Consider the following 23,764-nt stretch of genomic DNA (forward strand, 5'->3'; position numbering starts at 1 on the left):
AGCTTGAGCCGCTGACCTGGCGCGCGTCAATAGGTGTAGACCAATTTCCATCCTGTGCCGTACGGCGGAGCGTACCTGTGCTACGTCAGGTCTGGTCCTCGTCGAGGAGGGAGGGCGGTTCCGGCGCCGGTGTGTAGGTCAGGCCGGTCAACAAGGTTCGCGGGTGGCCATACTTCCGGCCACATCCGGTGAGTGCTATGACCCCGTGCCCTTCGACGCGGGTGTGCGGGCCGATGGTGCCGGGGTGCACTGAAAGCGCTTCGGCGATCGTGTCCGCGTCGCAGTGGTCCGGCAACCCGAGCTCCACCTTCAGCCGCCGGTGCCGCCGGATCCATTCCCGTTGCCAGTCCAAGGGGTTCTCCGTGTGCTGGATGTCGTCGGCCCAGCCCTCGGGCAATGGGGTGTCCTCGTGCGGGAGCAGGTAACCGTTCTCGGCCGCGAGTTCGCCGACCGATTCCTCGGGTGCGGCGACGTCGTAGAATCGGACCAGTTCACCTTTTTCGGCGACGCACCACGATGTCATGGAGTCGCCATAGCTGCGGTAGTAGTTGTGTGCTTCGCCGAACCGGCGGCTCAACGCGACGCAGCGCTCCCGATCCACTTCGCGCCAGACCTTCTCGTTCGCGAGCATGGCCTGATAGTGCTCGCGCGGTTCGATGCTCCAAGTGCTTTCTTCGGTGACGTTCGCGGGGTGCAGGTCGTCCGACGGCCGGCCGAACACGAATGTCCATCCATCTAGCGCCGGACTGACGTAACTCCGGGCGCAGTGTTGATGCCCGGAGCCGTCATGGCGCTGCCGCCGGATTTCGGTACCCAGCGACATGGTCACCGGCTCCGGATCGGACAGGCCGAACGCGTCGAGCACCGACGCCTGGTCCGTGGTCGGGATGGCGTACCAGAACTCGCAGTACCGCATCGCGACCGGAACTTCGGTGGCAAGCTTGCTCCGGATCAGCCGGCGGACGAGCGCGAGGTCGTACTCGCCGAGTGCCTCCGGGCCGCCCAAACCGAACAGCAGGGTGCGTGCCGCGTTGCGAAGCGCCTGATTCCCGGTTCGCCGGATTTCGCGGAGTTCGAGAAGATCATCAGGTCCGCTGTCCCGTAGATCCCAGGTGCTGACGTGTTCCCCCGCGATGAGGGTCTCGGCGACAGCTCTCATGTCCATACGGCGGAGGCTATCCGAGCACCACGACAGAAAACTCGTTCCCGTCGGGATCCGCCATCTCCACCTGACCGCTCTCGCCGGTGCCGAGCCGGGTCGCGCCGAGCGCGACGAGCCGCTCGACTTCCGAAAACGGGCCGTGCACAACGAAATGGAGCCGGTTCGGCCCGGTCTTCGGAGTGAACGGCGGTCCGCCCCAGGTGATCTTCGGACCGCCGTGTGGCGACCGAATCGCGGTCTCCTGGTCCTGATCCCAAACCAGCGGCCAGCCGAGCGCCTTGCTCCAGAAGTAACCGACCTCCTGCGAACCGTCGCTCGCCACCGCGCCGACGAAACCGCATCCGGCGAGGAAATCGTTGCCCGGCTCGATGACGCAGAACTCGTTACCCTCGGGGTCGGCGAGCACCACGTGCTCTTCCTCGGGAAGCTGGCCGATGTCGATATGCCTGCCGCCGAGTTCGAGCGCCTTCGCGACCGTCCGCCGCTGGTCCTCGAGGGAATCGCTCGTCAGGTCGAAATGCATCTGGTTCTGGCGGGTCTTCGGTTCTTCCGTCGGCAGGAAGCGGAGCCGGAAGCCGGTGTCGTCGTCCGGGACCAGGGCGTCGCCCTCGCTTGTCCAGCCGAGTAGGCCCGCCCAGAAGCGCGCCAGACGTCGCGGGTCGTGAGCGGCGAAACAGAGCGTGTGCAAGGTGACGGTCATAAGCGACGTTAGAAACAATGGCGACCCGCACGCAACCGTTTAAGGTCCGTGAAGGCCTCCTTGAGGGACTCTGGGTCCCTCAAGGAGGCCTTCACGGACCGATCAGCAGGAGACGCCGGTCCGACCGTTCTCCACCCGCGCGGTCAGCGTCCGCAGGAACGACGGATCCCCGTCCGCGGTGACCTTCACGTCGTACCAGCCACCGGAAACCGGCCAGTCCACCGTGACCGAACGCCCAGCGCCGACCCGCACCACCCGGGTGAGCCGCGAGGACGAAAGCCGCAGCGTCAGGGCCGAAGCACCCGAGTTGGACAGTTTGAATTCGACACCCGAACGCCAGGTCGGGAACCGTGTCCGGACGTCGACACCCGCGGCGGCCCCGCGACGGTTTCCGCGCAGTTCCCACCACGACCGGTTCGGCCCCTGGACGACCACGCGGTACTCGTCACCGGCCAGGCGCACGAGTTCCGGCGCCTCGCCGCGGACGTCGCGATGCGCGGGCTCGGCGAATTCGCCCTTGTACGGGTACAGCGCGAAATGCGCCGACGAGGAGCCGCTGTTGGCCAGCGAAAGCGCCAGATTCCCCGACTTGTCCACCGAACCGGACACCGACACCTGGTACGGCAGCGGACGGGACGGCCGGTTGCCGGGCTCGGCCACGGGCAGGCTCTGCTCCACCGGGGCGGACGGCCGCCAGCGGCTGATCGGCGCGGGCACCGGGCCGGGCCGGTTCACCCGCGGCCGGCGTCCGGCGCGCGAGAAGTCGAAGGCACCGGTGAGGTCGCCCGCGACGGTCCGCCGCCACTTGCTGATGTTCGGCTCGGCGATTCCGGTCCAGCGCTCGAGGAACCGCAGCACCGAGGTGTGGTCGTACACGGTGGAGTCGACGTTGCCGCCGATCGACCACGGTGAGACGACCGTCATCGGCACGCGCGGCCCGAAGCCGAGCGGCTGGCCGTTGAAGTGGTCCGCGTCGTTGGCCGCGTTTCCGGGCGGCATCGGCGGCGGGACGTGGTCGAAGTAGCCGTCGTTCTCGTCGAAGTTGATCAGCAGCACCGTTTTGGACCACGTTTCGCGGTCGGACGCCAGCGCGTCGAGCACGCGGTAGATCAGGTTGGCGCTGCCGACCGGTGTGGACGCGCCGGGGTGCTCGGAGTCCTTCGCGGACGGCACCAGCCAGGTGACCGCGGGCAGCCGTCGTGCCTGGATGTCCGCCTTCAGCCGGGTGACCAGCGTCTCCGGCTCGCTGCGGTACATGGCCTTCTTGAACAGGTTCCGCTCGGCGGGCGTCAGCTTCGCGACCCCGGCGTCGAACTGCGCCAGCAGCTTCGCGCGTTCCTCGGGGGTCTTCTTCGGCAGCGCGTCGTAGAACTCCTCGGTGGTGCGGAACTTTTCCTCGACCGAAGCGAGGATCTTCGTGCCGACCTTCTTGAACGGTACGAAGTACTCGACGGCGTTGTCGGTGAAGTTGTCCCATTCCTGGTAGATCTGCCACGGCACCCCGGCGGCCTCGAGGCGCTCGGGATACGTCGTCCAATCGTAACCCTTGTGGTCGTAGGAGTAGGCGGCGTTCGTCACCGCGCGGTTCGTCGTGCTGCCCGGTTCGAAACCCGTGGTCCCGGTCCAGAGGAAGTTCCGGTTCGGGTTGGTCGAGCCGAAGATCGAACAGTGGTAGGCGTCGCAGATGGTGAACGTGTCCGCGAGTTCGTACTGCAGCGCGATGTCGCGGCGCTCGTAGTAGGTCATGGTGGCCGGCGTCTTCGCCGCGATCCAGCCGTTGTTCCAGCCACGTGCCCACGCCTTGCCGCTGCCGTTCCAGCTGTGGTCGAGGTCGCCCAGGTACTGGATGTCGTCCGCTTTCCGCCCGGCGAGTTCGGCCGCCTCGCGTACCGAGAACGGCAGCACCGTGCCGCCGGCGGGATTCGGCTGCTCGAACACCGATTTCCCCGACGGCAGTTCGAGCGGATGGGCGTCGGAGAAGCCCCGGACGCCGCGCAGGTTGCCGTAGTAGTGGTCGAACGACCGGTTCTCCTGCATGAGCACGATGACGTGCTCGATCGCGTCGAGCCCGCCGCGCCGCATCGGTTCGGCCATGGCGGAGTGCACGGACGGCGGGAGCAGGGTGGTGGCGGCCGCGGCGCCGGTGGCGCCCAGCAACGTACGACGTGACAGTTCAGGCATGCCGGAACCTTGACCCAGTAACATGAACGTCACAAGAACCGAACCGGTCGACTCGGAGTCGGTTCCCGTGCTTGGAGTGTTCCGCCCGTACGAACCCTGGATGGCCGTGATTCCTGAGCGTCACGACGAGAACGACCGTGGGGGAGACCTCGCGAGACCGGTGTTCGCCGACTCCGGTGGCCGCCGCCGTGTCTTCGTCCGCCGGATCGCGATCGGTGTCGGCGGCGCCGCCTGTTACGGGGTTCTTCTCCTCGTCGCGCTCTCCAGCGTGCCGGACCTGCCCACCGCGCTGGTCCCCAGGCCGGTACCCGCGCCACAGGTGACGTCCCAGCCACCGACGACACCGCCACCGACGACACCGACGACACCGCCGCCGACGACACCGCCACCCACAACAGCGCCGCCCATGACACCGCCGGGTGAATCGCGGGAAGCACCCGAGCCGGGCCGCGAAACTTCACGCACGAGCGCCAGGCCCGCGCCGGTCCGGACCACGGCCTCGCCCGGCTCGCGGGACGCACGGGCCCCCGACGCCTCCGCGCCGCCGCCGGGGAGCGAACGCCGCAACAGCCGCGCGCCCGATGACCCGCCCGGGCAGGCGAGGACCAGGCCGCCCAAGAGCGAGCGCTGACGTCCGGTTCCCGCCGGTTCGTCGTGAGGTCACTGCGCTGAGTGACCGTCCGGCGGGGCGACACCGCCGAACGGCTGGCGAGACGGTAACCTCACGGGCACCAAAGACCGCAGACCCTTGAGGAGGGCCCGTGTCGGCAGGGCAGATCGCCGCGCTGATCGCCGCAGGAGCATTCGTCGTACTCGTCGTGCTTCTGGCGATCGCGCTGTTCAAGCTCGGCCGGACCCTGGACGAGGCCACGATCGCCATCCGCAAGGCGCATGAGAACACCGACCCGTTGCTGATCGGCGCGAACGAGACGCTCACGCACGTCAACACGCAGCTGGAGCGGGTCGACGGCATCACCGCCAACGCGCAGGCCGTTTCCGGCAACATGTCCGCGCTGTCGTCGGTGTTCACCGCGACGCTCGGCGGACCGCTGGTGAAGACGGCCGCGCTGTCCTACGGCCTCAGCAAGGCCATCAAGGCCCGCCGCAAGAAGGCGGAAGCGAAGGCCGCCCGCCCGGCGAAGAAGCGGGGCCGCAAATGAAGCGCCTGTTCTGGCTCGGCGTCGGCGTGGTCGCCGGCGTCGCCCTGTCACGCAAAGCGACCGAAACCGCTCGCCAGGCCACGCCGGCGGGGTTAGCCTCGAACCTGGGCGACGCCGTGCGGGAACTCGCGGGCGCCGTCGGTTCGTTCGGCGCGGAGGTCCGCGCCGGGATGAGCGAACGGGAACAGGAGCTGCACGACATGGTGTCCGAACGCACCGGTTTGAGCACGGCCGCCGACGGCCCTGCGGGCAGGCACGCGGCGTCGCCGCGGCGCCCGGCCCGGCGAGCTCGCCGGGCGGAGGGCTGATCGGGTCGCGTCCGCGTCCGGAACAGACCCGAGCCCCCCGCCGTTCCCGCCTGTCCGCATTCCCAGCGCCTGCGCGCGAGCCCGTATACAAGGACGTTCCCGTGGAAACACACGAAATCACCCAGCGTTTTCTGAGCCATTTCGAGGACAAGGGACATACGCGCGTGCCCAGCGCGCCGTTGATCCTCGACGACCCGAACCTGCTGTTCGTCAACGCCGGCATGGTCCAGTTCAAGCCGTACTTCCTCGGCGAGGTCCCCCCGCCGTACCCGCGCGCGACCAGCGTCCAGAAATGCGTCCGCACCCCGGACATCGACGAGGTCGGCAAGACCACGCGGCACAACACGTTCTTCCAGATGGCCGGGAACTTCTCCTTCGGCGACTACTTCAAGGAAGGCGCCATCGAGGCGGCCTGGGAGCTGATCACCAAGCCCCAGAGCGACGGCGGCTACGGCCTCGACCCGGCACGTATCTGGGCGACGGTCTACGAGGACGACGCCGAGGCGGCGGGCCTGTGGAAGAAGCTCACCGGCCTGCCCGGCGAGCGCATCCAGTCCCGTGACGGCAAGGACAACTACTGGGACATGGGCGTGCCCGGTCCCGGCGGTCCCTGCTCGGAGATCTACTACGACCGCGGCCCCGATTACGGCCGCGAGGGCGGCCCGGTCGCCGACGAGGACCGCTACATCGAGATCTGGAACCTCGTCTTCATGCAGGACGTGAGGGGTGAGAAGAGCCCGAAGCACGGCCACAAACCGATCGGTGAGCTGCCGAAGAAGAACATCGACACCGGAATGGGTGTCGAGCGGGTCGCGACGATCCTGCAGGGTGTCGAGAACGTCTACGAGACCGACCTCGTCCGCCCGGTGATCGGCCGCGCCGAGGAGTTCTCCGGCCGGCGCTACGGCTCGGGCCACAACAGTCACGTCGATGACGTCCGGTTCCGCGTCATCGCCGACCACGCCCGCACCGGTGTCCTGCTCATCGGCGACGGTGTCACCCCCGGCAACGACGGCCGCGGTTACGTGCTGCGCCGCCTGCTGCGCCGCATCATCCGCTCCGCGCGCCTGCTCGGCGTGCACGAGCCGGTGCTGCCCGCCTTCGCGGCGGTCGTCCGCGACACGATGGGCCCGACCTACCCCGAGCTGGTCTCCGGTTTCGACCGCATCGAGGACGTCGTGCGCGTCGAGGAGGAGGCGTTCCTCTCCACGCTCACCAGCGGTTCGCGCATCTTCGATCTGGCGGCTCAGGAGACCAAGCGCTCCGGCGGTTCGCTGCTGGCCGGCGACAAGGCGTTCCAGCTGCACGACACCTACGGCTTCCCGATCGACCTGACCCTGGAAATGGCGTCCGAGCAGGGGCTGTCCGTCGACGAAGAGGGCTTCCGCACGCTCATGAACGAGCAGCGGCAGCGTGCGAAGGCCGACGCGGCGTCGCGCAAGACCGGTCACGGTGACCTGTCCGAGTACCGCAAGGTGCTCGAACAGCACGGCGAGACCGAATTCCTCGGCTACACCGACCTGCAGGCCGAGGCGAAGGTCGTCGCGCTGCTCGAAGACGGCGTGCCGGTGCGCAGCGTCGGCACGGGCAAGAAGGCGGAGCTGGTCCTGGACCGCACGCCGTTCTACGCCGAGAGCGGTGGCCAGGTCGCCGACACCGGCGTCCTGCTCGGCGACGGCGTGGAGCTCAAGGTCCACGACGTGCAGAAGATCGTGCCGGGCCTGTTCGTGCACCGTGTCGAGGTGCTCGACGGCGAGATCGGCATCGGCACCGCGCTCACCGGTTCGGTCGACCAGCACCGCCGCCTGTCGATCGAGCGGTCGCACTCCGCGACGCACCTGGTCCACGCGGCCGTGCGCGGCGCGTACGGCAAGCGCGCGGCGCAGGCCGGTTCGCTGAACTCGCCGGGCCGGATGCGCTTCGACTTCACCACCTCCGGCGGCGTCTCGGCCGACGTGCTGACCGAGGTCGAGGAGGAGGTCAACGACTACCTCCAGACCAACGTCGAGGTGAACACCTTCGTCACCACCAAGGACAAGGCCCTCGAACTGGGCGCGGTCGCGCTCTTCGGCGAGAAGTACGGCAACGACGTCCGCGTCGTGGACATGGGCGAGTACTCCCGCGAACTCTGCGGTGGCACCCACGTCGACCGCATCGGCCGGCTCGGCCTGGTGAAACTGGTGGGCGACTCGTCCATCGGCTCCGGCGTGCACCGCGTCGAGGCGCTGGTCGGCACGGACGCGCTCAAGTACGTCCGCAAGGAGCAGTTGCTCGTCTCGCAGCTCGCGAACACCTTCAAGGTGCCCTCGGACCAGCTGCCGTCGCGCATCGACGACGTGCTCACAAGGCTCAAGAACGCAGAGAAGGAGATCGAGCAGCTGCGCACCCGGCAGGTGCTCGGCTCGGCGGGTTCGCTCGCGGACAAGGCCGAGGACATCGGCGGAATCGCGGTCGTCGCGGAGAAGCTCGGCGAGGGCGTCGACTCGAACGGTCTGCGCGCGCTGGCCTCCGACATCCGCGGCAGGCTCGGCAACCGTCCCGGCATCGTCGCGCTGTTCGCCCCGCAGGGCGAGAAGGTCGCCTTCGTCGTCGCCACCACCAAGGCGGCGCAGGACAAGGGGGTCGCGGCGGGCAAGCTCGTCCCGTCGTTCGCCGAGGCGATCGGCGGCCGCGGCGGCGGCAAGCCGGATATGGCCCAAGGCGGGGGTACCAACCCGGCCGGGGCCGAACAGGCCATCGCCTCACTGCGCGCGGCGGTCGCCCAAGTTGGCTGACGACGCCGTTGGGCGGCGCCCGGATCGGCCGGGGGAGTCCGATCCGGGGCGCGGCAGGCGGCTCGGGGTGGATGTCGGATCCGTCCGGGTCGGGGTCGCGCTCAGCGATCCCGACCCCATCCTCGCGAGCCCGCTCGTTACCCTCACTCGCGACGCGGCGGGCAATAAGGACGTCGATCAGCTCGTCGGACTCGTCACGGAACACGACGTGGTCGAAGTCGTCGTCGGCTTGCCGAGAACGCTCAAGGACCGGCACGGCCCCGCGGCCGAAGCGGCGCTCGACTACGCCGAAAAGGTCGCGGCCAGGGTCGCTCCGGTGCCGGTGCGACTGGCCGACGAGCGGTTGACCACGGTGACGGCATCCAGGATGCTGTCGCAGCGTGGGGTGAAGGGACGCAAGCATCGTGCCGTCGTCGATCAGGCGGCCGCGGTCGAGATCCTGCAGGCGTGGATCGACGCGGTAGCGGCACATCGCGCACGGAAGGGCGATACATGACCGAGCCCCACGGCCGGCCCGAGCGCCGTCAGGGCGGTAGACGACGGCTGCGGGAGCCTGAGGAAGGCATCCAGCCGCCGGCCCCGCCCCGTCGAAGTCCCGAACCCCAGCCCTCGGGACGACGGCACATCCGGCAGGAACCCCCTGAGGCGCCGCCCGTGCGGCCCCCGGTGGAAGAACCGCCGCGTACCCGCCGGTCTCCCGAAGAGCCGCCACCGCGCGTCCGGCGTGCCGCCGACGATCCGCCGCCGGCACAACGTCCGGCCCCGCCGAGGCGGGCTCCGGAACCCGCGGCGGCTCCTCCGCCGCCTCCGGCACCGCAGCGGCGGTCCCCGCAGCCGGGTGACCGGGGTCTCGGTATGCCCGCCTACGCGCAGGACGAACCGCCCCGCCCCGGCCGCCGCAGGCGCCGCGAGGACGACGGCCCGCTCCCGGACGAGCGGCCGACCGACATCCTCCCCGCGATCCAGGAAGCGCCGATGGCACGGCGTCCCGGCGTCGCTCCTTCTTCGCCGCCTCAGGGCAGCGAAGAGGAGTACAACGAGATCTTCGGCGATGACGCGTACGACGACTATGACGAGTACGACGGCTACGAGGATTACGACGACGCCCAGGTCTACGACGACGACGACGATCGCGCGGAGCCGGAACGCATCGAGGACGAGCGCCCGGAACGTCAGGGACCGCCGCCCAAGAAGCGCAAGAAGAAGCGCGCGCTGGGCTGGATCGCCGCGCTGGCCGTGCTCCTCCTGCTCGCCGGTGGTGCCTACTACGGGTTCACCGAGATCTTCGGCTACGAAGACTACGAAGGCGCCGGCGAGAGCGACGTCCTCGTCCGGGTGGAGAAGGGCGACTCGACGTCCGCGATCGGCAACCGGTTGCAGGCGGCCGGGGTGGTCGCCAGCGGCAAGGCGTTCGTGAAGGCGGGCGAGGACAACACCGCCGTCTCGCGGCTCCAGCAGGGCTATTACGTCATGAAGACGAAAATGTCCGGTGCCAGCGCGGTCGAGAAGATGACCGCTCCCGCGTCGAAGGTCGGCCAGGTCGAAATCCGGCCGTACACTCAGTTCCACGACATCACCCAGCCGGACGGCAAGGTGACACCTGGCGTGTATTCGTTACTGTCCAAGGCTTCCTGCGCGGACCTGAACGGCACGAGCACCTGTATCCCGGTCGAGGAACTGCGGAAGACGATCGAGACCGCGGATCTGGCGAAGCTGGGCGTCCCGTCGTGGGCCGTCGAATCCGCCACGAAGGCCGAGCACAAGGACCGGCGGCTCGAAGGGCTGATCGCCCCGGGCATCTTCAACGTCAAACCCGGCTGGACGGCCGAGGAACTGCTCACCGACGTCGTGAAAGCCTCCGCGAAGCGCATCCTCGACGCCGGGCTGAGCGATCAGTCCAAGGGCGAGGGCAGGACACCGTACGAGACGCTCGTCATCGCGTCGATCATCGAACGCGAGGCGGTGAAGGCCGACTTCGGGAAGATCTCGCGGGTCATCTACAACAGGCTCGCCGACAAGATGCGGCTCGAGATGGACTCGACGATCAACTACATCCTCGACCGGCCGACGTTGCTCACGAAGCCCGAGGAACGGGAAAAAGCGGGTGCCTACAACACTTACAAGTCTTATGGCCTGACCCCGACGCCGATCGCGGTGCCCAGCGCGGAAGCGATCCAGGCCGCGCTAAAGCCAGTCGCGGGAGATTGGCTCTTCTTCGTCAAGTGCGAGAAGAACGGGCTCTCCTGTTTCGCGGTGACGAACGACGAGCACAACAAGAACAAGCTCGACGCACAGAGGCGTGGTGTCTACTAACCGTAAGGCCGCGATCCTGGGAAAGCCGGTCGAACACTCGCTTTCGCCCGTGCTGCACGGCGCCGCCTTCCGTGCGCTGGGCCTGGACGGCTGGACCTACGAGCGGGTCGAGATGGACGGCCCCGGACTGCCCGGGTTCGTCCGTGGTCTTGGCCCCGAGTGGGCCGGGCTTTCGGTGACCATGCCCGGAAAACGGGCCGCGCTGGAGTTCGCCGACGAGGTCACGCCACGCGCGGCGGCGGTCGGCGCGGCGAACACGCTGGCGCGCCGGGAAACCGGCTGGCTGGCGGACTGCACCGACGTCGACGGGGTCACCGAGGCGCTGCGGATCGCGGGGGAGTACTCGCCCGGTGAGAACGACACCGCTGTGATCCTCGGAGCGGGCGGAACGGCCGCGGCTGCCGTCGTCGGGCTCGCGTCGCTCGGTGTGCGAACGGTGCGGCTCGTCGTGCGGGATCCCGCACGGGCGACGGAAACGGTCGAGGCGGCGCGGCGGGCCGGACTCGACGCCGAAGTCCTCCGCTGGGCCGACGCCGACTTCGGGAAACTCGCGGCCGGCTCGGCGGTCTTGGTGAACACCGTGCCCCCGGAGGCCGTCCGGCCGCATCTGGCGGAGCTGGCCCGGATCAACTGCGTCCTCGACGTCATCTACCACCCCTGGCCGACCGCGCTCGCCGAAGCCGTCGCCGAGCAGGGCGGGCGGCTCGCGACCGGACTGGACATGTTGCTGCACCAGGCTTTCGGGCAGTCCGAGTATTTCACCGGGCAGCCGGCGCCGCGTGCGGAGATGCGGGACGCGCTGCGCGCGGCGACCGGCGGGATCCTTTCGCTGCCGATCTCCTGACAAGATCGTCCGGGTTCGATAATCTGGCCGACTGCCTTGAGGAAGGAACGAGGGGTCGTGCCCAAACCCGATCGAGACGACTACACCGAAGAAGACATCAACAATGCGTGGGTCGAGCAGGCTCCGGTCCTGAATTCCACCGTCACGCTGGCCGAATACGACCCGGAGTGGCCCGCCCTGTTCGACCGGGAAGCCAAGCGCATCAGGGGAATCCTGGGGGAACGCGCGCTGGTCCTGGAGCACGTCGGCTCCACATCGGTGCCGGGACTGTGCGCCAAACCGATCATCGACATCATGCTGATCGTCACCGATTCGGACGACGAGGACGCTTATGTGCCGCAGTTGGAGGCCGAGGGCTACAAGCTCGTCATCCGCGAGCCGGAGTGGGAGAAGCACCGAGCCTTCAAAGGCCCGGACACCAACATCAACCTGCACGTCTACTCGCCGGACAACGGCCAGACCGAGCGTTACCGGCTCTTCCGCGACCGCCTGATCGCGCACGAGGACGAGCGGAAGCTCTACGAGGCCAAGAAACGCGAACTCGCGTCGCGCACCTGGAAGTACATCCAGCACTACGCCGACGCCAAGACCGAGGTGATCGACGAGATCATCGAGCGGGCGCGCGCGGCCCAATACGACGGGTTCGCCCGGCTCTACGCGGCGCACGCCGAAACCAGCAGCACCAACGCCCACTACGACCGCCCCGCCATCGTCGAGCTGGCCGGGGACGTGGCGGGCAAACGGGTGCTGGACGTCGGCAGCGCGGCGGGTCATCTCAGTGCGCTGCTCGCCGCGAAAGGCGCGGACGTCCTCGGCGTCGACGCCAGCGCGGGTATGGTCGCCATCGCCAGGGAGAAGTTCGGGGACGTCGCGAAGTTCGAGACGGCCGACGTCTCGCGGCCGATGTCCTTTCTGGACGACGGTTCGATCGACGTCATCACGGCGTCGCTCGTGCTGCATTACCTGAAGGAGTGGGCGCCGGCGTTGGCGGAGTTCCGGCGGGTGCTCAAACCGGGCGGGCTCCTGGTGTTCTCGGTGCACCATCCCGGCGAGGACTGGCGCTGGTTCGACAAGCGGAACTACTTCCAGCTCGAACTGCTGGAAGACGAGTTCCCGGCGGGGCAGAAGGTCCGGTTCTACCGGCGGCCGCTGAGCTGGACGTTCGGCGCGGTGCGGGACGCCGGCTTCGCGGTCGACAGGCTGGTCGAGCCGATGCCGGACGAGACGATCGCCGAATCGGACCCGCGGTGGTACGCGAAGCTGCGGACCCAGCCGCGGTTCCTGTACTTCCGCACGGTCCGGGAACCCTCCCCGACTCGCAGTTAGTCACCTACTTGCGGGGCCTCGACCGGCTGCACGCGCTCGCGTTGAGGCTGAAGTGCCCGAGGAACGGCTTCTGGCTCGCGTCCCAGAAGTCCGTGAAGGCCTCCTTGAGGGACCCAGGGTCCCTCAAGGAGGCCTTCACGGAATCGTGCGAGCCTCCGAAACGCAAGTAGGTGACTAAAACGCGCGTCAAGCGGCATAGTCGCGCTTCGAAAGGTCCCGGATCAGCGAAACGATTTCCCGGCTGACCGGCCTCAGCACCCGCAGCCGCGAAAGCCCCACCAGCCGCGCGATCAGCGGGACGGTCCGTTCCACCAGTACCCGGCTGCGTTTCTGGCCGGGGGAGCGGTCGTGGACCCAGAACAGCACGACACCCATCTGGTAGAGCCACAGCAGGTCGGGCAGGTCGTCGCGCAGGTCCGGGTCGAGTTTGACGTCGGAGTCGGCGATGACGTCGCGCATCAGGCCGATCGAGGCGTCCCGCGCGGGCGAAGACTCCTCGCTGAACGGGCTCAGCGGCGAGTCCGGGTCGGCGGCGTTGACGAAGAACTGGGTGCCGAAGCGGTGGTACGGCTCGGCGACGTCGAGCCAGGCGAGCAGGACGCTCTTGAGCCGCGCGCCGAAGTCCCGCTCACCTTCGATCGCCTGCCGCGCCGTCGTCAGGTGCACCCTGGCGATCTCGTCGTAGAAACCCTGGATCAGCTGATCTTTCGAGGCGAAGTAGTAGTAGGCGTTCCCGACCGACACACCCGCTTCGGCGGCGATGGCCCGCATGGTCGTGCGGTCGTAGCCGTTCTCGGCGAACAACCGTAACGCGGTCGCCACGATCAGTGACTTGGTTTCCTCACTCTTCGCCACGCCTGCACGTTATCCGGTCAGGGCGCGGGGTGCGGAGCGGGCGCCGGATAGCCGGGGTAGGGCGGCGGAACGGGACGCGCGGCCGCGTGATTGAGGTGCTTGCGCCGGATGCCGTTGAACACCAGCACGTTCCCGACGTGCATCACGCCGAGTACGAGCGCCACGGTGCCGACCTTGACCGACAGCATCTCGAAGACGTCGCGCGCGTCGAGGACGATGTCGTCGCTGGTCAGGAACAGGGTCACGAAACCCAGGCTGACCAGGTAGAACCCGACGACGAGCAGTTGGTTGACCGAATGCGCCAGCGCTTGTTTGTCCTGGAAGACGTCTTCCAGGAACGTCTTGCCGTGCCTGCTCAACGTGCGGGCTACCAGCACGGTCAGCGGGACGGTGATGGCCAGGTAGAGCGCGTAGGCCACGACGACGGGTTGCATGAGGACCTCCTTTTGAACGTGTTCAAGAAGTACCGTAGCCCAGCTCTTGAACGCGTTCAAGAGCTGCTGTTCACCTGAAGCTCACCCGTGCGGCCGCGTGAGGTGCGTAAGGTCGCACCGACTGTCGCCCTCGAAACGGGGAGTTCAAGACCGTGAAACGCATCGCCGCCGTGCTCACCTCGGGCGCCTTACTGGCCGGGACGCTGCTGGCCGCCACACCGGCGGAAGCCACCGTCGGGCACAACGTCCGCTTCGCGACGTACAACGCTTCGCTCAACCGTGGCGCCGCCGGTCAGCTGGTGACCGACCTGTCGCAGCCGGGCAACGCCCAGGCGGGCGAGGTCGCCGAGGTGATCCAGCGCAACCGGCCGGACGTGCTGCTGATCAACGAGTTCGACTACGTGCCCGGCAACCGCGCCGCCGATCTGTTCCGCGAGAACTACCTCGAGCGCGGCCAGAACGGCGCCGCGCCGATCGACTACCCGTACGCCTTCACGGCGCCGTCGAACACCGGCGTCGCGACCGGCCACGACCTCGACCGCAACGGCCAGGTCGGCGGCGGCAACGACGCGCACGGTTTCGGCCTCTTCGAGGGCCAGTACGGCATGCTCGTGCTGTCCAAGTACCCGATCGACACCAAGCACGTGCGGACGTTCCAGAAGTTCCGCTGGAAGGACATGCCGGGCGCGCTGCTCCCGGACGACCCGGCCACCCCGGCGCCGGGTGATTGGTACTCGCCGCAGGCGCTCGACGTGCTGCGCCTGTCGTCGAAGTCCCATTGGGACGTCCCGGTCCGCGTCGGCCGCTCGACCGTCCACTTCCTGACCGCGCATCCGACGCCGCCCACCTTCGACGGCCCCGAAGACCGCAACGGCACCCGCAACAACGACGAGATCCGCTTCTGGGCGGACTACGTGACCCCGGGCAAGGGCCGTTACATCTACGACGACGACGGCCGTCGAGGCGGGCTCCGCGCGCACGAGAAGTTCGTCGTCGCCGGTGACTACAACTCCGACCCGCTCGACGGAGACAGCGTCCCAGGCGCGATCTCACGCCTGCTGAACGCGCCGCGCGTCATCGAGACCCGGCCGGGCAGCGAAGGGGGCGTGCGCGCCGCCCAGGACCAGGCAGGCGCCAACATCGGCCAGAAGGGCGACCCCTTCTTCGACACCGGCGACTTCAACGACAACGCGCCGGGGAACCTGCGGATCGACTACGTCCTGCCGTCGAAGGGCCTGTTCCCTTGGCGCGCCGAGGTCTTCTGGCCGCTGCCCGGCTCACCGTCGGCCCGGCTCAACGACGCTTCGGACCACCACCTGGTCCGGGTCGACGTGTTCGTCCCGCGCTGGTGACGTTCAGCCGGCGCCGAGCCGGACGGTGCCCGGGCCGGTGAGGGTGGCGAGGCCGGTGCTCCGGCCGCTCACGGCCAGAAGCAGGTCGACGAGGGAGCCCCGCACCTCCTCGTGGCCCGTGCCACCGGTCCACTCGGCGTCGGTGGCGATCAACTTGAGTTCCTTGCACCGCTTCTTGGCCCCCCAGAACGGGCTGACCAGCAGGTGCTCCAGCGCCGCGATCGCCGGCTTCTCCGGCATCGGCCGGGTGATGCCGAGCGGGCGGGCGACGTCCTGGCCGTGGATGAGCACGTCGGCGAGCGGGTCGACCGGTTTGGCGCCGGGTGAGCGGCGCCGTGATCCGGCGTCCTCGCGGATCTGAGCGACGAGTTCGGCCGGGGAGAACCGGGTGGCGTAGGCGACGGCCTGGTCGACGTTCATCCTGTCCCAGTCGCCCTTGGCCCTGACGATGCCGACGAGGGTGTCCTTGAGCCGGTTCCTGGTGGTCTGCGCGAGATGGCCCGCCATCGCGTGGACCGTCCATTCCGTACACAGGGTGGTCGCCGACCAGTCGTGCTCGGCGAGACCCGCCAGCAGATCCGCGAAGCTCAGCCGTTCCGTCTCGGTCCAGGCCAGGATCTCGCCGTCGTTCATCCCGCTCCTCTGTTCTGCGATACACCTCGCCGCCATGGAACCAGAGTCCTCGCCGTTCGAGTTCTTCGAAAGAGCTGAACTAGCCTGGCGATCATGAAGATCGCGATTCTCGACGATTACCAGGAAGTAGCGCTCGGTTTCGGGGACTGGGATTCCCTCGGCGCCGAGATCGAGGTGTTCACGAAGCCGTTCGCGGATCCCGCCGGCGTGGTGGGCCGCCTCCGGGACTTCGACGTCGTGGTCGCGATGCGCGAGCGCACCCGCTTCCCGGCCGAGGTCCTCGACCGGCTGCCCGCCCTCAAGCTGCTGGTGAGCACCGGCCACCGCAACGCCGCCATCGACGTGGCCGCCGCCCGGCGTAATGGTGTGGTCGTCTCCTCCACCGGGTACATCGCGGCCCCGGCGGCCGAGCACACCTGGGCGCTGATCCTCGCCGCCGCCCGGAACGTGCCGGTGGAGTCGGCGAACATGCGCGACGGCGGCTGGCAGACCACTGTCGGCACGATCCTGTCCGGCAAGACCCTCGGGTTGCTCGGGCTCGGCAGGCTCGGTGCCGGCGCGGCCAAGATCGGCCAGGCTTTCGGCATGGAGACCATCGCCTGGAGCCAGAACCTGACCCAGGAGAAGGCCGATCCCCACGGCGTGACGGCGGTTTCGAAAGAGGAACTGTTCGCCCGTGCGGACGTCCTGTCGGTCCATCTGGTGCTCAGTGACCGCAGCCGCGGGCTGGTCGGTGCGCCCGAACTCGCCGCGATGAAGCCGTCGGCGATGCTGGTCAACACCTCACGCGGCCCGATCGTGGACGAAGCCGCGCTGGTGGACGCCTTGCGCCGCAAGGAGATCGCGGTCGCCGCGCTGGATGTCTACGACGTCGAGCCGCTGCCGTCGGAGCATCCACTGCGGACGCTGGACAACGTCGTGCTCACCCCGCACATCGGCTACGTCACCCGGGAGGCCTACGAGATCTTCTACCGCGACGCGGTGGAGGACATCGCGGCCTTCCAGGCGGGTTCGCCGATCCGTGTCATGGAGTGAGGTCGCGCAGTTCGGCGAGCACGGCGTCGGTGTAGGGCGGCCACACCTCGGCGGCCCATGGTCCGAAGGCGCGGTCGGTGAGCGCGACGCAGGCGGCGCCGGCGTCGGGATCGACCCAGAGGAACGTGCCGGACTGCCCGAAGTGGCCGAAGGTCCGCGGTGAGCTCGACGATCCGGTCCAATGTGGACTCTTGTGGTCGCGGATCTCGAAACCGAGGCCCCAGTCGTTCGGCTTCTGGTGGCCGAACCCGGGCAGGACACCGGAAAGTTCGGGGAAGACCACGGAAGTCGCCTCGCGCACCGTTTCGGCGGCGACGAGCTTCGGTGCCTGCAGTTCGGCGGCGAACGCGACCATGTCGTCCACAGTGGACTCCGCGCCCGAAGCGGGGGAGCCGGTCAGCTTGGTCGCCTTCATGCCCAGCGGCTGGAAAAGCGCCTCCGCCTGGTAGTCGGCGAAGGGGATGCCGGAGTGCTGGGTGAGCGCGTCGGCGAGCTGCTCGAATCCGGCGTTGGAGTACAGGCGCCGGTTGCCCGGCGCGGCCATCGGCTTGTGCTCGTTGAAGGCCAGGCCCGAGGTGTGCGCGAGCAGATGCCGGATCGTGGCGCCCTCCGGCCCGGCGGGGGTGTCGAGCTCGACGACGCCCTCTTCGATGGCGATCAGTGCGGCGTAGGCGGTGAGCGGTTTGGTCACCGACGCCAGCTTGTACACCTTCGTCGTGTCGCCGTGCGTGCCCAGCACGTCACCGGCGGCGGTCACCACGGCCGTGGCGGCGTTGGCGGAAGGCCACTGTTCGATCTCGCGCACGCTGTCCATGTCCAACACCCTACGAAGCCCGGGCCGGTCGGGGCGGCCCGGGCTTCGGAGAACTTGTCGGCGGAGCCGAAGGTGCACCTGTGAAGGTGGCCGTACGCGTGAACCCGCCCGGCCGAAGGCCCCCGCTATCGCGGTGGCAGGGCGCTCTGTCCGCATCCGTGACGTGGATGACCGGATGGCGCCCTGCCGACGTCGATCGCGGTCGCGGGTTCACCCCGGACACGCAGGGACCGGGTCAGGCGTCGAGGTCGGTCGCCACCAGCTCGGCGATGGCGTCGACGGCCGCCTCGGCCCCCTCACCCTCGGCACTGATGATGACCTCGTCGCCGTAGCCGGCGGCGAGCGTCATCAGGTTCAGCACGCTGCCGGCCGCGACCGGGTCACCACCCGCCTTGGCGATGGACACCGCGACGGGCTGCGCCGCGGCCGCCTTGGCGACCGTGGCCGCGGGCCTGGCGTGCAGGCCCACCTTGCTGGCCACGGTGACGCGTTTCTCCGGCATGTTCTTTCCCTTTCGTGCCTTCGGTTCTACTGAGCTGAAACTACTTGACGGGCTTCGCCGCGGTGGCTTCGAGATCCGCCTCGACAGCGTCGTCCTCGCGGCCCGGGGTCCGCAGGTTCCACTTCTTGATCACGAAACGGAAGATCACGTAGTAGATGACTCCATAGGCCAACCCGATCGGGATGAGCAGCCAAACGTTGCTGCTCGCCGCCGGGAGACCGCTGTTGAGCGCGAAGTCGATCGCCCCGGCGGAGAAGCCGAAGCCGAGGTGGATGTCGAGCGCGTTCACCAGTGCCATCGACGTACCAGTCAGGACCGCGTGGATCAAGTACAGCGGCCACGCGACGAACATGAACGAGAACTCGATCGGTTCGGTGATCCCGGTCAGGAACGAGGTCAGCGCACCGGCGATCATCACACCGCCGACGATCTTCTTCTGGCTGGGCTTCGCGCTCTGCCAGATCGCCAGCGCCGCGGCGGGGATGGCGAACATGAAGATCGGGAAGAACCCGGTCATGAAGGCGCCGCGGGTGGGGTCGCCCTCGAAGAACTGGGTGAGGTCGCCACCGTCGAAGATGAACCACACCGGCACGTTCAGCAGCTGGTGCAGGCCGACCGGGATCAGCAACCGGTTCAGCACACCGTAGATACCGCCACCGACGACAGGGGCGCCGGTGACCGCCTCTCCCGCGGCTTGGATACCTTCGTTGACCCAGTGGAAGACCAGGCCGAAGGGCACCGCGAGGATCATCAGCGTCAGGGCGGTGACGATCGGCACGAACCGGCGGCCGCCGAAGAAGGCCAGGTACGGCGGCAGCTTGATACGGTAGAACTTCTGCCACAGCAGGGCGGTGACCAGGCCGACGATCACACCGGCCAGCACACTGTAGGGCCACTTCATCGGGTTGAGCATCAGGCCCGCGGGCTTCTCGGGGTTCCAGCCCGGCAGCTCGGAGAACGGCGCGAAGACCTGGAGGACGCTGGTGAACACGAAGAAGCCGACCACGGCGGCCAGCGCGGTCGCACCGTCGCTCTTCCGGGCGAAGCCGACGGCGATACCCACCGCGAACAGGAGCGGCAGCCAGTTGAACAGCGAGTTGCCCGCCGCACCGAGAACCTCGGCGACTTTGGTCCAGCCGAGCCCCTCCTCGCCGAGCAGGTCGGGCTGACCGAACCTGTTGAGGAGCGCGGCGGCGGGCAGAGCGGCGATGGGGAGCATGAGGCTGCGGCCGAAGCGCTGAAGCCCGGCCAGTCCCTTGCCCTTGCTCTTCGCCCCCTCGGCGGTGGTGGAGCTCATCGGGTACCTCCGTAGTGAGGATGGTGACCGGAATCCGGGGTGTTCCGGTCCAGCTGCATGGTGACCTGGTAATGATCGCCCCGGTACCAGGAAGTCATGTCTTCGATCGGCTCCCCGTTGACACTGGAGACCCGGCGGAAGACAAGAAGCGGGCTGCCGGCGCGCATGCCGAGCAGGCGTGCCGTTTCGCGGTCCGCGGATTCGGCCCAGACCGTCTGCCAAGCGTGGTCCGGGCGCAGGTCATACGACTGGGCGAGTTGGACGTACAACGATCGGGTGAGATCGAGATCGAGCAGGCCGGGCATCCGGCCGGCGTGATACCAGCCGCGTTCGACCGCCAGCGGCACCCCGTCGGCGCGACGGAGCCGCACCAGCCGGTGCGCCGGGGTTCCCGGGGCCAGGCCGAGGGCGTGCGCCGAAGGGGCGGGCGGGACCTCGGTGGCCGTTTTGACGACCTCCGTGGTCGGCGTCATCCCGCGACGGCGCATGTCCTCGGTGAAGGACATCAAGTAGAGCTGCAATTCCATCCGCCTCGCGGCGGTGAACGTCCCCTTGCCGCGCACTCGCGACAAGAGCCCTTCTTCGACCAGCTTGCCGATCGCCGAGCGGACGGTGAGCCTCGACACCTGGTAAGTCTCGGCGAGGTCACGTTCCGAGGGGATGGGCGAGCCTGGGGGTAGCTCACGCTCCACTGTGCGGCGCAGAATCTCCCGCAGCTGGGCGTGCTTGGGCGTCGGTCCGTTGATCACACGGTCGGACGGCGGCAGCTGCGCGGAAGCGCTCATGACGGTCACCGTCCTTTCGGGCCGGTCGGTCGGGGGAACCCGTACTCGCATCTGATCCGGAAGATTGGTACGTTCCGGTCTAGACCAATGATCCGATGGGGCAGGATGCTCCGTCGCACGAGCGGGTGTCAACCACCGTTACGCGTTCGTGGCCAGGGATCACGTGCGAGTCGGCGAACGGCGTAGTACAGCTGGTTCGCATGTGGGAAACCGACAGGGAACAGGGAGACCGCGATGGCGGATGACAGGGCGGAAAAGATCCTCGCGGGTCTCGGCGGTGCCGAGAACGTCATCGAGGTGGAGGGCTGCATCACCCGGCTGCGGTGTGAGCTCGAAGACATGAGCCTGCTCGACGAGGCGGCGCTGAAGGCCGCCGGCGCGATGGGCGTCGTCCGCATGGGGGCGGGCGTCCAGGTGATCGTGGGGCCGGAGGCCGACACGATCGCCAGCGACATCGAGGACCTGATGTGAGTCTCGAAATTCTGAGCCCCGTGAGCGGTAAGACGACCGCTATGACCGAAGTGCCCGATCCGGTCTTCGCGCAGGCGATGGTCGGCCCCGGTCTCGCGGTCATGCCCTCGGGCGGGCGTCAGGACGCGGTCGCGCCGGTCGCCGGGACGGTCGTGACCCTGCACCCGCACGCCTTCGTGGTGGCCACCGAAGACGGCCGCGGGGTGCTGGTCCACCTCGGGATCGACACGGTGAAGCAGAAGGGCGAGGGGTTCGGCCTCCACGTCGTCAAGGGTGAGACCGTCCGCGCCGGGCAGCCGGTCGTCGAGTGGGACCCCGAGGCGGTCGAGGCCGCGGGTTACTCGCCGATCGTGCCGGTGGTGGCGCTGGACGCGAAGGCCGAAGTCCTTTCGGGACTGCTCACCGGCGGCGACGTCGAGGCGGGCGACGCGATCTTCACCTGGGACAGCTGAAGCCTCGGCTCAAAGGGTCCCTTTAGGACGGAAATTCCGTCCTAAAGGGACCCTTTCGTGTTCGTCAGGCCGTGACGACCTGGCCGTTCATGACCTTGACCGCGATCGAGGGCAGCGGCTGGTCCGCCGGTCCCTTTTTGACCGCGCCGGTCGCGGCGTCGAAGATCGAGTTATGGCAGGGACATTTGAGCTCGGCCCCCTCGGGGACGACCGCGCAGCCCTGATGCGTGCAGATCGCGCTGAACGCGGCCGCCGTGCCTTCGGCGGTCCTGGTGACGATGACGTCCTTGCCGTCGGCGGTCTTGGCGGCCTTCGCCTTGCCGACCTCGAGGTCGGAGAGCGCGGTCAGGGTCTCGCCCGGCTCTGCGGCGGACGGTGCGGTGGTGGAGCCGGACGGCGGGGTTTCGCTTCCGCAGGCCGTGAGGGCCACGGCACCGACGGCCGCGCCGGCGACGGCGGCTCCGGTGGTCAGGACGGTGCGGCGGGAGTGGAGTTCGGCAGTCATGCCCCTACACACGGTCGGAGCGGCCATCCGGTTCAATTTCGGCGTCCATCGGGTATCGGATTGAACCGGGAGACCCGATTTTCCGTGTTCAAAGGCATAGGGGAACCGAACACGCGGAAAAGAGATACGGACATGATCCGGTGGTTGCTGCGGGCGGTCGTGGCGGCGGGCCTGCTCGGCTCGGCATGGGTGCATTACGTCGTATGGCAGGACTGGGCGTCGGAAACCGACGTGGTCGGCCCGCTCTTCCTGGTGAACGTCGTGGCGGGCGTGGTCATCGCGGTCGCCGTCCTGGTGTGGCACCACCGGCTGCCCGCGCTCGCGGCGATCGGCTTCGGCCTGGCGACGCTGGGTGCGTACGTGCTCTCGCTGACCACAGGTTTCTTCGGCGTCTCGGAGCGCTTCACCACACAGGCCGAGCTCTGGGGTTTGATCGCCGAAGTGGTGTGCGTGGTCTTCGCCCTCCCGCTGCTCCTCAACCGCGAAAGCACGGATCGGTGAAAGAATTCGCGGAGGACCGGCTGATGCGGGCTCTGCACGACGAGCACGCGGCGGCGCTCTGGTCCTACGCACTGCACCTCACCAGCGGAGACCGGGTCCGCGCGGAGGATGTCGTCCAGGAGACGTTGCTGCGGGCCTGGCGTAACGCCAAGGTGCTCGACCAGACGGAGGGATCGGCCCGCGGCTGGCTGTTCACCGTCGCGAGGCGGATCGCCATCGACGACTGGCGCGCCTCCGAGGCGCATCCGGAGGTGGTGACCGGCCAGCCGCCCGAAACGGCGGTCACGGACGGCACCGAACGGGCCGTTCAAGGCTGGCTGGTCGCCGAAGCCCTCGGCGAGCTCTCGCCGAGACACCGGGACGTGCTCGTCCTGTGTTATTTCCAGGGTTACTCCGTCGCCGACGCTGCGAAGCGGCTGGGTGCGGCCGAAGGGACCATCAAGTCGCGGACGCACTACGCGTTGCGGGCGTTGCGGCTGATCTTGGAGGAAAGAGGGGTGACTCAATGACCGACCCCTTCGCCACCTACGACGCGGCTTACGTGCTCGGGGCGTTGTCCCCGGAAGACCGGTTCGCCTACGAGAAGCACCTTCGCGTCTGCGACCGGTGCGCCGCATCCGTGCGCGAGCTGGCCGGAATCCCCGGCCTGCTCGCCCAGGCAGGCGCCCCCGCGCTGCCGGAAGACGAACCCGCGCCCTCGCCGGAACTGCTGCCGACCGTGCTCAAACGGGTCCGCCGGGGAAGGCGGATCCAACGGGCCATCACCACCACCGCGGCAGGCGTGGCCGTCGCCGCCGGTGTCGCGCTCGTGGTCGTCCTGGCCGGCCCGGTCGCGACGGCGGGCGACCCGATGACCCCGCTCGGCGACTATCCGGTGACCGCCGAGGTCGCCATGTCCGCCACGGACACCGGCACGAGGGTCGACATGACGTGCAGCTACGGCGGCAACCGCACCGGGGACTACATCCTGGTCGCCGTCGGCGCCGCCGCCGGCACCAGCGAACTCGCGTCCTGGCGCGCGATGCCCAAGGACACCGCGCACATCGTGGTCGGCACCGCGATGCGCACCGGCGACATCAAGGCGCTGGAGATCCGCACGCCCTCGGGTCTGCCGTTGCTGCGGATGAACCCCTGATCCCGGTGTCATGACAGGCCTTCGACGCCGGAGGCGACGCGGATTGCCCCCACTCCGAAAACTTTCGGACCGGACGATCCGACCGCTGCCAGCAGGTCTGCTGTGGCGATCGCGTTCCGTGAAGGCCTCCTTGAGGGACCCAGGGTCCCTCCAGGGGGGCTTCCCGGAACAAACGCCCAACCACCGGCCACGCCCCCCCCTTCACAAATGCGTGAGAAGAACTGT

At 68.5% G+C, this 23,764-nt stretch carries 25 protein-coding genes and 1 pseudogene; 14 read left to right on the top strand and 12 right to left on the bottom strand.

Annotated features, from left to right (window positions below; translation table 11 throughout):
* Window positions 1-85: 85 nt before the first annotated feature.
* The 4 genes from ACZ6DT_RS05680 to ACZ6DT_RS05695 form a co-directional block, all read right to left on the bottom strand.
* Window positions 86-1,165, bottom strand: a complete 1,080-nt coding sequence (locus ACZ6DT_RS05680) for a hypothetical protein (protein ID WP_465589217.1) — start codon at window positions 1,163-1,165, stop codon at window positions 86-88.
* Window positions 1,166-1,175: 10 nt separating this feature from the next.
* A complete protein-coding gene (locus ACZ6DT_RS05685) occupies window positions 1,176-1,862 on the bottom strand; it encodes a VOC family protein (RefSeq protein ID WP_465589220.1) in 687 nt (228 codons plus the stop codon).
* Between the two features lie 102 nt (window positions 1,863-1,964).
* Entirely contained in the window at window positions 1,965-4,043 is a 2,079-nt protein-coding gene (locus ACZ6DT_RS05690) for a phosphocholine-specific phospholipase C (RefSeq protein ID WP_465589223.1), read from the bottom strand.
* 234 nt (window positions 4,044-4,277) lie between these two features.
* A complete protein-coding gene (locus ACZ6DT_RS05695; RefSeq protein ID WP_465589226.1) occupies window positions 4,278-4,661 on the bottom strand; it encodes a hypothetical protein in 384 nt (127 codons plus the stop codon).
* Window positions 4,662-4,804: 143 nt separating this feature from the next.
* Here ACZ6DT_RS05695 and ACZ6DT_RS05700 point away from each other — a divergent pair, with 143 nt between their 5' ends.
* From ACZ6DT_RS05700 to ACZ6DT_RS05730, 7 genes are all read left to right on the top strand, one after another.
* Window positions 4,805-5,203: a DUF948 domain-containing protein gene (locus tag ACZ6DT_RS05700; RefSeq protein WP_465589229.1), complete on the top strand. Its 399-nt coding sequence runs from the start codon at window positions 4,805-4,807 to the stop codon at window positions 5,201-5,203.
* Window positions 5,200-5,511 carry a hypothetical protein gene (locus tag ACZ6DT_RS05705; protein ID WP_037305987.1) on the top strand — a complete coding sequence of 104 codons (312 nt, stop codon included), beginning with the start codon at window positions 5,200-5,202 and terminating at the stop codon, window positions 5,509-5,511. The genes ACZ6DT_RS05700 and ACZ6DT_RS05705 overlap by 4 nt, the downstream gene beginning before the upstream one ends.
* A gap of 101 nt (window positions 5,512-5,612) precedes the next feature.
* Window positions 5,613-8,285 (top strand): alanine--tRNA ligase, encoded by a 2,673-nt coding sequence (alaS, locus tag ACZ6DT_RS05710; protein ID WP_465589232.1) that lies wholly within the window; start codon window positions 5,613-5,615, stop codon window positions 8,283-8,285.
* A 67-nt stretch (window positions 8,286-8,352) separates the two neighbouring features.
* Complete coding sequence (gene ruvX, locus ACZ6DT_RS05715; RefSeq protein ID WP_465589235.1) at window positions 8,353-8,781, top strand: Holliday junction resolvase RuvX; 429 nt, start codon at window positions 8,353-8,355, stop codon at window positions 8,779-8,781.
* Between the two features lie 359 nt (window positions 8,782-9,140).
* Complete coding sequence (mltG, locus tag ACZ6DT_RS05720; protein ID WP_465590514.1) at window positions 9,141-10,598, top strand: endolytic transglycosylase MltG; 1,458 nt, start codon at window positions 9,141-9,143, stop codon at window positions 10,596-10,598.
* The gene (locus tag ACZ6DT_RS05725; RefSeq protein ID WP_465589238.1) at window positions 10,585-11,442 is read left to right on the top strand and encodes a shikimate dehydrogenase; all 858 of its coding nucleotides are present in this window, start codon (window positions 10,585-10,587) and stop codon (window positions 11,440-11,442) included. Before mltG ends, ACZ6DT_RS05725 begins: the two co-directional genes overlap by 14 nt.
* 57 nt (window positions 11,443-11,499) lie before the next feature.
* Entirely contained in the window at window positions 11,500-12,768 is a 1,269-nt protein-coding gene (locus ACZ6DT_RS05730; protein ID WP_465589240.1) for a GrpB family protein, read from the top strand.
* Window positions 12,769-12,954: 186 nt separating this feature from the next.
* On the opposite strand, the gene ACZ6DT_RS05735 is transcribed toward ACZ6DT_RS05730, so the two are convergent.
* Window positions 12,955-13,623, bottom strand: coding sequence for a TetR/AcrR family transcriptional regulator (locus ACZ6DT_RS05735; protein WP_465589242.1), 669 nt, complete (start codon window positions 13,621-13,623; stop codon window positions 12,955-12,957).
* 17 nt (window positions 13,624-13,640) lie between these two features.
* The gene (locus ACZ6DT_RS05740) at window positions 13,641-14,057 is read right to left on the bottom strand and encodes a hypothetical protein (protein WP_465589245.1); all 417 of its coding nucleotides are present in this window, start codon (window positions 14,055-14,057) and stop codon (window positions 13,641-13,643) included.
* A 152-nt stretch (window positions 14,058-14,209) separates the two neighbouring features.
* Here ACZ6DT_RS05740 and ACZ6DT_RS05745 point away from each other — a divergent pair, with 152 nt between their 5' ends.
* The gene (locus tag ACZ6DT_RS05745; RefSeq protein WP_465589247.1) at window positions 14,210-15,409 is read left to right on the top strand and encodes an endonuclease/exonuclease/phosphatase family protein; all 1,200 of its coding nucleotides are present in this window, start codon (window positions 14,210-14,212) and stop codon (window positions 15,407-15,409) included.
* 3 nt (window positions 15,410-15,412) lie between these two features.
* Here ACZ6DT_RS05745 and ACZ6DT_RS05750 read toward each other — a convergent pair whose 3' ends face one another.
* Window positions 15,413-16,042: a maleylpyruvate isomerase family mycothiol-dependent enzyme gene (locus ACZ6DT_RS05750; protein WP_465589250.1), complete on the bottom strand. Its 630-nt coding sequence runs from the start codon at window positions 16,040-16,042 to the stop codon at window positions 15,413-15,415.
* 93 nt (window positions 16,043-16,135) lie between these two features.
* Between ACZ6DT_RS05750 and ACZ6DT_RS05755 the strand changes: the two genes are divergently transcribed.
* Window positions 16,136-17,077, top strand: a complete 942-nt coding sequence (locus ACZ6DT_RS05755) for a D-2-hydroxyacid dehydrogenase family protein (RefSeq protein WP_465589253.1) — start codon at window positions 16,136-16,138, stop codon at window positions 17,075-17,077.
* Here the strand turns inward: ACZ6DT_RS05755 and ACZ6DT_RS05760 are convergent.
* The 4 genes from ACZ6DT_RS05760 to ACZ6DT_RS05775 form a co-directional block, all read right to left on the bottom strand.
* On the bottom strand, window positions 17,067-17,891 hold the full coding sequence (locus ACZ6DT_RS05760) for a serine hydrolase domain-containing protein (protein ID WP_465589255.1): 825 nt from the start codon (window positions 17,889-17,891) through the stop codon (window positions 17,067-17,069). The two genes, ACZ6DT_RS05755 and ACZ6DT_RS05760, sit on opposite strands and share 11 nt — an antisense overlap.
* A gap of 235 nt (window positions 17,892-18,126) precedes the next feature.
* The gene (locus ACZ6DT_RS05765) at window positions 18,127-18,393 is read right to left on the bottom strand and encodes an HPr family phosphocarrier protein (RefSeq protein ID WP_076163675.1); all 267 of its coding nucleotides are present in this window, start codon (window positions 18,391-18,393) and stop codon (window positions 18,127-18,129) included.
* A 40-nt stretch (window positions 18,394-18,433) separates the two neighbouring features.
* On the bottom strand, window positions 18,434-19,690 hold the full coding sequence (locus tag ACZ6DT_RS05770) for a PTS transporter subunit EIIC (protein WP_465589257.1): 1,257 nt from the start codon (window positions 19,688-19,690) through the stop codon (window positions 18,434-18,436).
* A complete protein-coding gene (locus tag ACZ6DT_RS05775) occupies window positions 19,687-20,475 on the bottom strand; it encodes a GntR family transcriptional regulator (protein WP_465589260.1) in 789 nt (262 codons plus the stop codon). The genes ACZ6DT_RS05770 and ACZ6DT_RS05775 overlap by 4 nt, the downstream gene beginning before the upstream one ends.
* Window positions 20,476-20,700: 225 nt before the next feature.
* On the opposite strand from ACZ6DT_RS05775, the pseudogene ACZ6DT_RS05780 reads away from it, so the two are divergent.
* Window positions 20,701-20,946 (top strand): annotated as a pseudogene (locus ACZ6DT_RS05780) (PTS sugar transporter subunit IIB); the annotation flags it as partial.
* Window positions 20,943-21,398, top strand: a complete 456-nt coding sequence (locus ACZ6DT_RS05785) for a PTS sugar transporter subunit IIA (protein WP_465589263.1) — start codon at window positions 20,943-20,945, stop codon at window positions 21,396-21,398. The pseudogene ACZ6DT_RS05780 and the gene ACZ6DT_RS05785, both read left to right, overlap by 4 nt.
* A gap of 64 nt (window positions 21,399-21,462) precedes the next feature.
* Here the strand turns inward: ACZ6DT_RS05785 and ACZ6DT_RS05790 are convergent, their stop codons facing one another.
* Window positions 21,463-21,903, bottom strand: coding sequence for a Rieske (2Fe-2S) protein (locus ACZ6DT_RS05790; protein ID WP_465589266.1), 441 nt, complete (start codon window positions 21,901-21,903; stop codon window positions 21,463-21,465).
* Between the two features lie 132 nt (window positions 21,904-22,035).
* On the opposite strand from ACZ6DT_RS05790, the gene ACZ6DT_RS05795 reads away from it, so the two are divergent.
* The 3 genes from ACZ6DT_RS05795 to ACZ6DT_RS05805 are packed head-to-tail and all read left to right on the top strand — an operon-like array spanning window position 22,036 to window position 23,539.
* Window positions 22,036-22,404 (top strand): hypothetical protein, encoded by a 369-nt coding sequence (locus tag ACZ6DT_RS05795; RefSeq protein ID WP_465589269.1) that lies wholly within the window; start codon window positions 22,036-22,038, stop codon window positions 22,402-22,404.
* Window positions 22,401-22,913: a sigma-70 family RNA polymerase sigma factor gene (locus tag ACZ6DT_RS05800; protein ID WP_465589272.1), complete on the top strand. Its 513-nt coding sequence runs from the start codon at window positions 22,401-22,403 to the stop codon at window positions 22,911-22,913. Before ACZ6DT_RS05795 ends, ACZ6DT_RS05800 begins: the two co-directional genes overlap by 4 nt.
* Entirely contained in the window at window positions 22,910-23,539 is a 630-nt protein-coding gene (locus ACZ6DT_RS05805) for an anti-sigma factor family protein (RefSeq protein WP_465589275.1), read from the top strand. The genes ACZ6DT_RS05800 and ACZ6DT_RS05805 overlap by 4 nt, the downstream gene beginning before the upstream one ends.
* Window positions 23,540-23,764: the final 225 nt, after the last annotated feature.

The sequence above is a fragment of the Amycolatopsis sp. NPDC041971 genome, assembly GCF_055588925.1.